Origin of the sequence: Limimaricola soesokkakensis (genome assembly GCF_900172345.1) — a bacterium.
Lineage (GTDB): Bacteria > Pseudomonadota > Alphaproteobacteria > Rhodobacterales > Rhodobacteraceae > Limimaricola > Limimaricola soesokkakensis.
This window is the reverse complement of the sequence record NZ_FWFY01000016.1, coordinates 25179-37166: the sequence shown is the minus strand read 5'-3', so window position 1 is coordinate 37166 and position 11988 is coordinate 25179. Positions and strand designations below refer to the sequence as shown.

Genomic DNA, 11988 nt, shown 5'->3' with positions numbered 1-11988 from the left:
CGCCGGAAATCGTCCACCAACTCATCGTCGAGCGCGTCGGGCGAGACCGGGTGATGCAGGTAGGTCAGCCCGGCCTCTTCGGCGATGCGCCGTTCTTCATCGGGGGCGACCTCCTGCTTTTCGTCCGTGGTTCGGAAATTCACCACGCTGCGGAAACCTTCTTCGGCCGCTTTCCGAAGCGCGGCTTCGTCCGGGGCGAAGCGGGCGATGCTATGATTGCTGTCGATCTCTACGACGTTGTCCATCTTGGTCCTCATTTCTGCTCGGGGGTTTCGACCGGGTAGCCGGCGGCGCTCCACGCCTTCCAACTGCCCGGCACGTTGCGGATGGTTTCGAAGCCGTGCGCCGCAAGCAGGCTTGCCGCGATGCTGGCGCGGAAACCACTGGCGCAGTAGGTCGCATAGGATTTGCTACGGTCGAGATCGCTCATCTTCTCGCGCAGCTCACCAAGGAAAGCGTGCGTCGCGCCCGGCAGGTGGCCGCCCTCCCATTCATCGGGCTTGCGAACGTCCAGCGGGGTTATGTCCTGCGCGTCCTTCAACTCATGCACTGAGATCTGCGGGATCTGCGCGAAATCGCGCCCCGCCTCGCGCCAGGCGCTCATGCCGCCGGCAAGATAACCGCCGAACTCGGTGAAGCCTGTGCGCCACAGCAGCTTCACCACGCCGGGCAGGTCGGCATCCTCGTGCAGAACGAGGTAGATGGGCTTTTCCGGATCCAGCAGCCATCCGGCCCAGACCGACAGCTCCGGCCGCGCACCGATGTTGAGGCTGCCCTTCACATGGCCCGCGCCGAAATCCATCATGTCGCGGGTGTCGACGATCTGCGCGCCGCCCTCGGTGGCCTTGGCGAACCGCTCGACCGTGAGGGGAGGCACGCGGGGCAGGTTGCGCAGCACCTCGGGGCCCTTTGCATTCACCTTCTTCAGCCGGGGGTAATGCGTCGGCACCGGTGGGGCGTCCGTCTGCATCACCTTCTTGAACTCCTCGAGGCTTTCGATCTTCGCGTAGTCGTTGAAGCGCCGCTCGTAGCCGATGGTCGAGGACATGCGGTCGCCGATATCGGGGCCGCAGGCCGATCCCGCGCCGTGGCAGGGATAGATGATCACGTCGTCTGGCAGCGCCATGAACACGTCGCGCACCGTGTGGAACAGCTTCTCGGTCAATTCCTCGGTCTGGTCGTCGCCCATCAGGTCGGGCCGACCGACGCTGTCGACGAAGAAGGCGTCTCCGGATAGCACGCCCCACGGCGTCTCGGTGTCGCCGTCATACAGGAAATAGGACATGTGCTCGGGGGTGTGACCGGGGGTGAAGCGCGCCTTCATCCGCAGCCCGCCAAACCGGAACTCGTCGCCGTCTCGCACAGTCTCGTGGTCGAAGCCGTACTCCGCGCCGCCCTCGGTGCTGACATAGAGCTTGGCCTGTCCGCCGAGCCGGTCGACCAACTCGCGCGCGCCGCTCATGAAGTCGGCGTGGATGTGGGTTTCGAACACATGGGTGATGGCAAGGCCGAAGCGCCGCGCCGCCTCCAAGTATATGTCGACGTCTGGACGCGGATCGACCACGGCACAGACATGCGCGGCGTCGTCCCCCAAGAGGTAGGAGCATTCGGCGACGCCGTCGGCCAGAATCTGTTCGAAGCGCAGGGTCATGGCTGGTCCTCCTTCACATGCGAAAACGGGAATGCTTCGGACAGGGTTCCGGTGGTGCCAGGAGACGGCGCGTGTCCGCCTGCAACGGGAAGAGGGGTGGACAGAAGGTTTATACGTAGTTGAATGTGTGAATGCGTCAAAAGGGCGCAGCCGGAGTCGGCGCGGCGGAGCGCCGTCTTGTTCGGCGCGGTAGGGCATGCCGCCCATGCCCGCTCAAGGGAGGACGAGATGACGATACTGAAACGGATGCGCGGCGTGTTGGCTGCCGGATTTGCGGTGCTGACATTGCTGGCGGCGGGGAGTGCCGCCGCGCAGGACAGCGATCGCTATGGCCAGCAGAAGGTGGTCTACCACATCAACGGCAATGGCGGCGAGGACGACAAGGCCTATCGCGGCGCGCTGCGCAACGTGCAGAACCACATCAACGCCGTGGGCCGCGACAACATCGAGGTCAAGGTGGTCCTGCATGGCAACGGGGTCGGGCTGCTGCAGAACGCGATGGAGAACGAGCCGCTGCAGATGGACGTGACCAGCCTGCGGGGTCAGAACGTCGTCTTCCTGGTGTGCAACAACACGCTGACCGGCCGCGACATCAGCTACGAGGAGGACCTGTTCGAGGTGTTCGAGGACCAGATCGTCCCCTCGGGCGTGGCCGAGCTGAGCTACCTGCAGGGGCAGGGCTACACCTACGTCAAGCCGTGAACCCGCCGCTGGGCCGCCTCGCGCGGCTCAGCGCCCTGCTGCGACGGTAAGCCCGAGCAACCGCCAGACCTGCATGCCGCCCCGGTAATAGCTGATCTTCTCCGCGGGGTAGCCCGCGCCGATCATCGTGCGGATCGCGGTGGGCGACTGGCCGCACCACGGGCCGTTGCAGAACAGCGCCACCCGCGGTGCCTCCGAACAGTCCCAGCCCTCGAAATCCGGCTCGCAGTCGAGCTCGCCCAACCTGTCGGTGATCACGTCCCAGGGCAGGTGGATCGCCCCCGGAATGGTGCCGCCTTCGAACCAGTCGCGGGTGCGGCTGTCGATCACCACGGCGTCCGGATCCTCCAACATGTCGAGCAGCTCCAGCTCGCCGATCGTCGTGACGCCCTCGGCGGGGGTCATCGGCTGGATGCAGAAGGGCGGACAGGCGCGCGACGTCTTGGCGAAGTCGCCGGTGATGACCGCCTCGTTATCCTGTTCGCGCATGATCTCGATCGGCCCGTCCGGCGTCTCGACGGTGACCGACATCCGGTCTGCGTCGATGCCGACCGGCTCGGCGAGCACAGGTGCGGCGATGAGGGCAAGGAGGGCTGCAAGGCGGATCATGATCGGTCTCCCTTATTGCGCGGCCATCGGCACGCGGGCGATGCGACAGCGGTCCCACAGAGCTTCCAGCGCCGAAGCCAACCGGTCGAGATCGGCCTCCGAATGTACCGGCGAGGGCGTGATGCGCAGCCGCTCGGTGCCGCGCGGCACGGTGGGGTAATTGATCGGCTGGATGTAGATGCCGAACTCGTCGAGCAGCAGGTCCGAGATCCAGCGGCATTTCACCGGATCGCCCACCATCACCGGCACGATGTGGCTCGGGTTAGGCAGGTGCGGGATGCCCGCCGCGTCGAGCCGGGCGCGCAGGCTTGTCACCCGCTCGGCCTGCAACCGGCGCTCGGCGTCGGAAGTCTTTAGATGGCGCACCGCCGCCTGCGCGCCGGCAGCGACGGCGGGGGGCAGGGCGGTGGTGAAGATGAAGCCCGAGGCGAAGCTGCGCACGAAATCGCACAAGGCGGCGGAGGCGGCGATATAGCCGCCCATCACGCCGTAAGCCTTGCCCAGCGTACCCTCGATCACGTCGATGCGCCCCATCAGCCCGTCGCGCTCGGCGACCCCGCCGCCGCGCGGGCCGTAGAGGCCGACGCCATGCACCTCGTCGAGATAGGTCAAGGCGCCGTAGCGCTCGGCCAGATCGCAGATGCCTGCGATGGGGGCGATGTCGCCATCCATCGAGTAGACGCTCTCGAAGGCGACGATCTTCGGAGCATTTGCTGGCAGGGCCGCGAGTTTCGCCTCCAGATCGGCGAGGTCGTTGTGCTTCCAGATCACCTTTTCGGCGCGGCTGTGGCGGATGCCCTCGATCATGCTGGCGTGGTTGCCCGCATCCGACAGCACGATGCAGCCGGGAATGCGCGCGGCCAGCGTGCCCAGAGCCGCCCAGTTCGACACGTAGCCCGAGGTGAAGAGAAGCGCCGCCTCCTTGCCATGCAGGTCGGCCAGCTCGCGCTCAAGCGCCACGTGGTGCCGGGTCGTGCCCGAGATGTTGCGCGTGCCGCCCGCGCCCGCGCCGACCTCGTCGATGGCCGCGTGCATCGCGGCCAGCACCTTCGGGTGCTGGCCCATGCCGAGATAGTCGTTCGAGCACCAGACCGTCACCTCGGAGGGCGCGGCACCGTCATGGCGGGTGGCGGCGGGAAAGGCGCCGCGATGGCGCTCCAGCTCGGCGAAGCGGCGATAGTTGCCCTCGGATCTGAGACGGTCGAGCTCGGCGGCGAAGAAGCTGTCGAAGGCCACCCGCTACTGCCCCGCCGCCTCTTTGGCGATGCCGTCGAGCAGCGCCTGCACCTCCTGCATCGGGCCATCGGGCATCGCCCGGTAGCCGATCTCGACCGCGCCGTCCTTGTCGGTGACGAAGATCCCGTAGGGGCAGTGCGCGATGTTGGCCGGATCGGCCTCCATCACCTTGCGCGACACCACCGCCGAGCAGAACAGGAGCACGTCGGCGGCATCGAAGATGGTCACGTCGCTGCCCACGTCCTCCCCGGTGCGGTTGAGCATGTCACCGACGCGGCTGACATAGTCGACCACCAGCCCCTCTCCGACGATGGCGCTCTCGACGCTGAAGGTGGCGTCCTCGAAGCTGCCGTCGAAGGGATAGGTGACCACCTCCTGCGCCGAGGCGACCCCGCCCGCAAACGCGGCCAGCGCCGCCAAAAGGATCCGTCTCATGGCCTTACTCCTCCCCTGTTGCGGGTCGGGCCGGGCATGGCCCGGCCGTTTCCCTACTGCCGCCCAAGGCGGCGATGCGGGCGGCCCTGCGCGGGCCCCCCGGAATGGCTCATTCGCCCTGCGCCTCGAGGAAGGCGGTGATGGCGGCGATGTCCTCGTCGCTGCGTAGGCCCGCGAAGGACATCTTGGTGCCCTTCAGATAGGCGCGCGGATCGGCGAGGAAGCCCGCGAGGCTCTCGTGATCCCAGACCAACCCGTCCGCGCCGGCCTCTTCCAGCGCACCCGAGTAGCGGAAGCCCTCGACCGTGCCGGCGGTGCGCCCGACGATGCCGTTGAGCTGCGGGCCGCTGCGGTTCTTGGCGTTCTCGCCGACCTGGTGGCAGGCGGCGCATTTTTTGAACACCCGCTCGCCGGCCGCGACCAGCTCCGGATCGGGTCCGGCGCTCGCCTCGACGACCGCCTCCGCCGGAGCCGCTTCTGCGTCGGCGCCTTCGACGGAGGCCGCATCGGCCTCACCCGCGACAGCCGCATCTTCCGGCGCCGTGGGCTGGTCACCCGCCACTGCCTCCTCGGCGGGCTCGGCATCCGCGGGCTGCGCCGCGGCCTGCTCCTCGACCTCGATCGCGGTGTCCTCGACATCCGCGTCACCCTCGTCCGAGCCCGGCGTCACGTCGAGCACGGCGGCCCGCATGGTGATCTCGACCTCGTCCTTGCAGCCTTCCATGCAGGCCTCGCCGGAGAAGGCGGTCAGCTCGGTTTCGGGCCGGTCGTCGGGCTTGAAGCCCTCGGCATTGGGCATCTCGACCTCGGCGAAGCTCTCGTTCGACAGCTCGAAGTCGTCCTCGACGATGTTGTTGAGATAGAGCAGGTAGGCAGTGATCGCGTAGACCTCGTCCGGCGTGAGCGACTGGGCGTCGCCGAAGGGCATGGCCCGGTGCACGTAGTCCCAGACGGTCGAGAGATAGGGCCAGTAGGAGCCGATGGTCTTGACCGGGTCCTTGCGCTCGAGCGTGCCCTGACCACCGGCGAGCTGCGGCCAGCGGCCGACCGCCTCGCCGAAATCGCCGTGGCAGGAGGCGCATTTCTCGACGAAGACCTCCTCGCCGGTCCAGACGTCACCCGAACCCACCGGCAGGCCCTGCCCGTCGGGGCGGATGTCGATGTCCCAGGCGGCGATCTCCTCGGGCAGCGCTTCGCGGCCCAGCCCGTAGCCGCCATCGCGCGCGGGGGCAGGGGCCTCGGCGGCGGCCTGAGCGACCGTCTCGGCGGCCGGGGCGGGGGCCTCGGTCTCCTGCGCGTTGGCGGCGGCCACGAATGACACGCGCGCCGGCGCCGGCATGTCGACCACGAACTGGTCGGCCAGCACGTAGGCCAGGGTCAGCACGCTCGCCGTGCCGGCGGAGGCGGGTGCGAGGATCTTAAGAAACTTCGACATTTTCCGCCTCGCCGCGTTCGTTGACATGCCAGGTCTGGATGCCGTTGTTGTGGTAGATCGAGTTTTCGCCACGGATCGCCCGCAGGTCGTTCTTGGTGGGCTGCACGTAGCCGGTGGAATCATGCGCGCGGCTTTGCAGCAGCAGCGGTTTCCCGTCCCAGTCGAACTCGAAGTAAAAACGGTGCATCGACTTGTCGAAGCTCGGCCCCGACATCCGCGCCTCGTGCCAGTTCTTGCCGCCATCCAGCGTCACGTCGACGCGCGGGATAGTGCCACGACCCGACCAGGCGACGCCGGTGAGCACGGTCGGCCCCTTGGAATGCAGGATCGGCGCCTGGGGGCTGGGATTGGTGATGACCGACTTGGCATCCATCTCCCAGGTGAAGCGACGGGCGATGCCGTTGTCGAGAAGGTCGGTGTATTTCGACGTCTCTTCGCGGTGGTGCCAGGGCTGGTCGCCGACCTCGATCCGGCGCAGCCACTTGATCCACATGTTGCCTTCCCAGCCGGGCACGACGAGGCGGACCGGGTAGCCCTGCTCGGGGCGCAGTGCCTCGCCGTTCATCTTGAAGGCGACGAGGCAGTCATCCATCGCCTTCTCGATTGGGATCGAGCGGGTCATGGCCGACGCGTCCGCGCCCTCCGGCATGATCCACTTGCCGTTGGTCTTGACCCCCGCCTCTTCGAGCAGAAGCCGCAGCGGCACGCCGGTATACATGACGTTGTGGATCATGCCGTGGGTGTACTGGCAGCCATTGAGTTGGGCGCCGGCCCATTCCATGCCCGAGTTCGCCGCGCATTCGAGGAAATAAACCCGGTTCTCGCGCGGGAAGCGCATCAGGTCCTGCATCGTGAAGACGAGCGGCTTGTCGACGAGGCCGTTGATCATCAGCCGGTGCGCGGCCGGGTCGACCTCGGCGATGCCGGCATGGTGTCGCTCGAAGCACAGCCCGTTCGGGGTGATGATCCCGTCGAGCTCGTGCAGGGGCGTGAAGTTCACCGATGAGACCGGATCGGCGGTCAGCCATTCGACGTTGCGCCGGATGACATGCGCCTCGTGCTTCGACGGCGTACCGTAGGGCCGCGCGTCGACGCCGTCGCCCAGATACTGCATCCAGGGCTGCAGCTCGGTGATCGCCGGATCGGGGGTCTGCGCCGCCACGCGGCTGCCCGCGATCGCGCCGCCGGCGGCAAGCGCGCCGGTCAGGAAGCCGCGCCGCGAGGGGGCGGGATCTTTGCTCATGCTCGGAGTCCTCTTGTCGTCCATGTCGGCGGGGCGGCTCATCCGGCCACCACGTCGACGCTTGTGTTGGGGTCGATGGAAACGGTGCCCTGATTGCGGATGTGGCTTTCGACCACGTCCCAGATCGCCGGGCCCTCGGTGCCCTCGTTGACGCTGGCCCATCCGGCCACGACGTAGGTTTTCGACGGATCGATCTGCTCGCCCGACGATAGCAGCGTCATTTCGGTGACGCGGCTGCCCTGTGGCTGGGCGATGTCGATCCGGTAGCCCATGCCGCCGACGCGGACCATGTCGCCGCCCTGCTGGTAGTAGGGGTCGGGGTTGAACAGGTTGTCGGCGACGTCCTCGAGGATGAGCTTCAGCGTCTCGCCGGTCATCTCCGAGCGGTAGGCCTCGGGGTAGCTCATCGCGGTGGCGTTGAAGACGTCCTCGCGGGTGATCTCCTGGCCGGGCATCAGCGAGGCGCCCCAGCGGAAGCCGGGCGAGAGCGCGATGTCGGCCTCGCGCTCGGAAATCAGCGCGTTGCAGATCAGGTCGTCCCAGGTGCCGTTGAAGTTGCCGCGCCGGTACAGCAGCGAATCCGTCGTGCCCAGCACCTCGGCCATCTCGTCCTTGAACGGCGCGCGGGTCTCCTCGACCAGCGCGGTCATCTCCGGATCGGGCGCGATCACGTCCGAGAAGATCGGGATCAGCCGGTGGGTCAGCCCCTTGAGCGCGCCGTCCTGCACGTCGAGATCGACGCGGGAGACGAACTTGCCGTGGCTGCCCGAGGCGATGAGATGTGTGCTTCCGACCAGCACCGGCTCGGGCAGGGCGTCATGGGTGTGGCCGGTCAGGATCAGGTCGATGCCGGGCACCTGCGCGGCCATCTTGCGGTCCACGTCGAAGCCATTATGCGACAGCACCACGACCACTTCGGCGCCGGCGTCGCGTGCCTCCTGCACCACCTCGGCCATCCGTTCCTGGCGGACGCCGAAGCTGAGATCCGGGAACATCCAACTCGGGTTGGCGATCGGCAGATAGGGGAAGGCCTGGCCGATCACCGCGATCGAGGTACCGCCGCGCTCGAACATCTTGAAGGGCTCGTAAGCCGGCTCGTCCCAAGTCGCATCGAAGATGTTAGCGCCGAGGAAGGCGGGATCGAGCTCGTTTTCGACGATCTGGTTCACCCGGTCGATGCCCAGCGTGAATTCCCAATGCGAGGTCATCGCGTCGGTGCCCAGCGCATTGAACAGCCGCACCATGTCGGCGCCTTCGGTCCTGAGCGCGGGCAGCGAGCCCTGCCAGGTGTCGCCCCCATCGAGCAGCAGCGCGTCGGGCCGCTCGGCGCGGATCGCCTTGAGCACGGTCGCGATGCGATCGAGCCCGCCCATCTTGCCGTATTCCCGGCCCAGCGCGACGAAATCGTCATAGGTCAGCGCGTAGTCGAGCGGCGAGCCGTCCTCGATGCCATAGAGCTTGCGGAAGGCGGCGCCGGTGACATGCGGCACGAGGCCCTGCGCCTCGCCGACACCGAGATTGATCTCGGGCTCGCGGAACCAGATCGGCTGGGTCTGGGCGTGAATGTCGGTGATGTGGATCAGCGTGACATTGCCCGGACCGCCGGTGCCGATCAGGTCCTTCTGGCTGAGCCGCTGCTGGGCCGCGAGCCGCGACCAGTTGCCGAAGCCGGAGGCGCCCCAGAGGGCGGAGGCGGCGAGGCCGGCCTGAAGAAAGTGGCGGCGGGCGATCATGGGCGGTTCCCTGTCATCGGATGCGTATTATTGAATATGTTCAGGCGAAAGCACCCCGCCGGGCGAAAGCCGGGCGGGGTGCGAAGGGTCAGTTGCGGACCGAGGGTCCCTCGACCGAGAGACCGTTGCCGCGCGAGGCGACATAGAGCTCCAGCGCCACGAATTCCGGGCTGCCCGGTGCGAAGGTCTCGGCGCGGGTGTCGCGCACGCAGCCCTTGAACCGGTCATGCACCGCGTTGAGCGCGCCGTTCTTGAGCCGGTAGGTCGGGAAGCCGTTGATCTGGCCCTGGCTCAGATGGTCGGCCCGGATCATGTTGTCGTAATTGTCCTCGTGGCAATTCGCGCAGGCGAGCTCGAGCTGGCCGTAGCGGGTGTAGTAGATCTCCTTGCCCTGCTCCCAGGTTTCCTGGGCCGGGCCGTCAATCGCCACGTTGACGGGCATGCCACGCGAGACCGAGGAGATCAGCGCGACCATCTCGGTCATCCGGTCGCCGGTATAGTCCCAAGGCTCCGCCCCGGCGCGCTCGGTCACGCATTCGTTGACCTGCATTTCCAGCGTCTGCACCTCGCCCTTGGCCTCGTCCCACTTGGGATAGACCGCGCGCACGCCCTCGAGCGCCTCGGGGCTTTCATGGCACGAGGCGCAGGACTGGTCGTCGGGACCCATGGCGGTTTCGAAATCGGCGCGGGCATTGTCGACGCCGATCATGCCGGGGTTCTCGAAATCATCCATCTGCAGCGCCTGGGTCTCGGGCGAGCGGTATTCCCAGCCCGAGACGACCTCGCTCATGTATTCCATGTGCTCGGGCGCGGGCGCCCGGGTCACGATCTCGATCTCGTCGTTGATGACGAGGTTCGCCTCCTGCGCCGTCGCGGCGGTGGCAAGGGCGGCCGACCCGGCCAGCCCGAGCGCCGCCCATGCGGCGCCGGTCCTCAGCGTCTGTCTCATCAAGGTCTCCTCCCTTGCCCTCTTCGAGCCGTCAGGCGACGGCGATCTCCTTGGTGTCCTCGTAGGTCGACCCGTCATCGTCGATCCAGGTGAAGGTGAAGGTACCGCTCTCGGGCACCTTGGCCTGAAACTCGAAATACGGGTTGGTCGAGATTGCGGGCTCCATCGCCACGTCGATCACGGTCTCGCCGTTGAAGGTGCAGGTGAAGCGGTTGATGATCGAGCGCGGGATGAGGTTGCCTTCCTTGTCCTTGCGCTGACCCGATTCCATCGGGTGGCTGATCAGGGTCTTGATGGTGATGACCTCTCCGGCGGCGGCTTCCTTGGGGACGCGGACGCGGGGGGTGACGTTCTCTGCCATGTCTCTTGCTCCTTGTCCCGAACTCAGCCGCCGCAGCCGCCGATGGTGACCTTCACCTCCTGCGCCGCACGCGCGAAGCTGCCATCGGACATCTTGGCGATGGCGACGACCTCCTGCGTGCCGGCAAGGCGGATCCGGGTCGAGGCCATCTGCGCGCCCGCCAGCGGGCCGAAATGGAACACGCCCACATCGGGGTTCGGGTTGCCGGTGGCCAGAAGGATGATCGACTCGGCGCCGGGGGCGTCGACCTCGACCGGCACGGTGTTGCCGTTCTCGGCGATCTCGGGCGCGGTGAGGGTCAGCCCCTCGCCGGTGATTTCAGCGCCGCCGGTGAAGTTGGCGATCAGTTCCTCGGTCGGCGTGGCCAGCGCCATGCGCCCGCCCAGCATCACCGAGAGGCCGCTGCCAGCCATGATGGCCAGCGTGTGTCTGCGTGAAAAACTCATTTCTCTCCTCTCCTGCCGCACGATCACTCTTCGCGCAGCGTCATTAGATAGGCGACCACGTCCTCGATCTGCTGCGCGGTGAGCAGTGGATCGAGCGGCTCTGTCCCGGCCTTGCCGGTGAAGCCGTCGCCGGGACGGATGAAGCCCTCGGTTTTGTAGAAGGCGGGCATGATCGTCTCCGGGAAGGTCATCTTGGCGTTTGCCACGATCCCGCGGAGATCCGCCTCGGTCCAACGGTCGGCCGCTCCGTCGAGCGGGGGGCCGATCTCGCCATGGAATGGCACTTCCTTGAGTGCCCCCACCGCGTGGCAGGCGACGCAGTTGCCCAAGCCCCGATCGGCCATGACCTCGGCACCGGCCTTCGGGTCGCCGGGGCTGCCAGTCAGGGACGTCTCGATGGCGCCGTATTCGCCATAGGCCACCTCCTGCGGCGCGACCTCGGCCTGCGCGGCCACGCCGATGAGCGCGAGCGCCACGGCAAGGGTGATTTGTCGCGACATAAGTCCTCCCTGCGGCATTTTGTCCTCCGAAGCGACGTTACTCCGGACCGGGTGTTCCAATCAACATCATATTTGATTTCTTGAATACGGCTTGAGCCAGCTCAAGTCCAAGCCGCTATTCAGCTTGGTTTTCAAGCATTCGAGCGTGGTATTTCTGAAACGGCTCGTCGCCCGCATAGCCATGCTCCAGCACCCAGCGCAGCAGGTTGCGGGTGGTCGCGGGGCCGAACGCGCCCGGCATGACCGCCACCGCCGACTCGGCTGCCGTGGTATCCTGCGGCACCTCCTCGGGCAGGAACATCATGGCCGGCGTGAAGAGCAGGCCCCAGCGCGCGATCATCTCCTTTTCAGGCAGAACGGTGCCGTCGAAATCGGTCACCTCGAGATCGCCGAACATGTTGAGCTGCACCACGAAGTAGTCTTGATCCAGGATCTGCGCGATCTCGGGCAGGACGAAGACCTCCTCGTGCATCTTGCGGCAGTAGATGCAGCCGCGCTGCTCCACGAGCAGCATCAGCCGCTGCCCGGCGGCGTTCGCCTCGGCGAGATCCTCGCGCAGGTCGAGAAAGGTCTGGCGCATCCAAGGCGCCTTGTGGAGCCCGTCATCGCCCATCTCCGCCGTGGCGGGCAGGGCGGAGAGGAGAAGTAGCGCAAGCGCGTGGCGCAGGCGGATCATGGCAGGCTCCTG

The 11988-nt window shown here is 66.9% G+C and carries 14 protein-coding genes; 1 reads left to right on the top strand and 13 read right to left on the bottom strand.

Annotated features, from left to right (window positions below; translation table 11 throughout):
* Nucleotides 1-245: beta-lactamase hydrolase domain-containing protein (locus LOS8367_RS17270; protein ID WP_242665637.1), on the bottom strand; the 245-nt coding region annotated here is incomplete at its 3' end.
* Between the two features lie 8 nt (nt 246-253).
* Nucleotides 254-1651 (bottom strand): MBL fold metallo-hydrolase, encoded by a 1398-nt coding sequence (locus LOS8367_RS17265; protein WP_085897787.1) that lies wholly within the window; start codon nt 1649-1651, stop codon nt 254-256.
* A gap of 228 nt (nt 1652-1879) precedes the next feature.
* Between LOS8367_RS17265 and LOS8367_RS17260 the strand changes: the two genes are divergently transcribed.
* The gene (locus tag LOS8367_RS17260; RefSeq protein ID WP_242665636.1) at nt 1880-2353 is read left to right on the top strand and encodes a DsrE family protein; all 474 of its coding nucleotides are present in this window, start codon (nt 1880-1882) and stop codon (nt 2351-2353) included.
* A 27-nt stretch (nt 2354-2380) separates the two neighbouring features.
* On the opposite strand, the gene LOS8367_RS17255 is transcribed toward LOS8367_RS17260, so the two are convergent.
* From LOS8367_RS17255 to LOS8367_RS17205, 11 genes are all read right to left on the bottom strand, one after another.
* Complete coding sequence (locus LOS8367_RS17255) at nt 2381-2962, bottom strand: rhodanese-like domain-containing protein (RefSeq protein WP_085897786.1); 582 nt, start codon at nt 2960-2962, stop codon at nt 2381-2383.
* A gap of 12 nt (nt 2963-2974) precedes the next feature.
* Nucleotides 2975-4198 (bottom strand): 5-aminolevulinate synthase, encoded by a 1224-nt coding sequence (gene hemA / locus LOS8367_RS17250; protein WP_085897785.1) that lies wholly within the window; start codon nt 4196-4198, stop codon nt 2975-2977.
* Nucleotides 4199-4201: 3 nt separating this feature from the next.
* Nucleotides 4202-4633, bottom strand: a complete 432-nt coding sequence (locus tag LOS8367_RS17245) for a DUF302 domain-containing protein (RefSeq protein ID WP_085897784.1) — start codon at nt 4631-4633, stop codon at nt 4202-4204.
* Between the two features lie 109 nt (nt 4634-4742).
* On the bottom strand, nt 4743-6068 hold the full coding sequence (locus LOS8367_RS17240) for a c-type cytochrome (protein WP_085897783.1): 1326 nt from the start codon (nt 6066-6068) through the stop codon (nt 4743-4745).
* Nucleotides 6052-7311: a sulfite dehydrogenase gene (gene soxC / locus LOS8367_RS17235; protein WP_085897782.1), complete on the bottom strand. Its 1260-nt coding sequence runs from the start codon at nt 7309-7311 to the stop codon at nt 6052-6054. Before soxC ends, LOS8367_RS17240 begins: the two co-directional genes overlap by 17 nt.
* Nucleotides 7312-7349: 38 nt before the next feature.
* On the bottom strand, nt 7350-9044 hold the full coding sequence (gene soxB / locus LOS8367_RS17230; RefSeq protein ID WP_085897781.1) for a thiosulfohydrolase SoxB: 1695 nt from the start codon (nt 9042-9044) through the stop codon (nt 7350-7352).
* Between the two features lie 88 nt (nt 9045-9132).
* Nucleotides 9133-9993: a sulfur oxidation c-type cytochrome SoxA gene (gene soxA / locus LOS8367_RS17225; protein WP_085897780.1), complete on the bottom strand. Its 861-nt coding sequence runs from the start codon at nt 9991-9993 to the stop codon at nt 9133-9135.
* A gap of 31 nt (nt 9994-10024) precedes the next feature.
* The gene (soxZ, locus tag LOS8367_RS17220; protein ID WP_085897779.1) at nt 10025-10354 is read right to left on the bottom strand and encodes a thiosulfate oxidation carrier complex protein SoxZ; all 330 of its coding nucleotides are present in this window, start codon (nt 10352-10354) and stop codon (nt 10025-10027) included.
* Between the two features lie 23 nt (nt 10355-10377).
* Nucleotides 10378-10800 (bottom strand): thiosulfate oxidation carrier protein SoxY, encoded by a 423-nt coding sequence (gene soxY, locus LOS8367_RS17215; RefSeq protein ID WP_085897778.1) that lies wholly within the window; start codon nt 10798-10800, stop codon nt 10378-10380.
* 23 nt (nt 10801-10823) lie between these two features.
* The gene (gene soxX / locus LOS8367_RS17210; protein WP_085897777.1) at nt 10824-11300 is read right to left on the bottom strand and encodes a sulfur oxidation c-type cytochrome SoxX; all 477 of its coding nucleotides are present in this window, start codon (nt 11298-11300) and stop codon (nt 10824-10826) included.
* 115 nt (nt 11301-11415) lie between these two features.
* Nucleotides 11416-11976 carry a thioredoxin family protein gene (locus tag LOS8367_RS17205; RefSeq protein ID WP_085897776.1) on the bottom strand — a complete coding sequence of 187 codons (561 nt, stop codon included), beginning with the start codon at nt 11974-11976 and terminating at the stop codon, nt 11416-11418.
* Nucleotides 11977-11988: the final 12 nt, after the last annotated feature.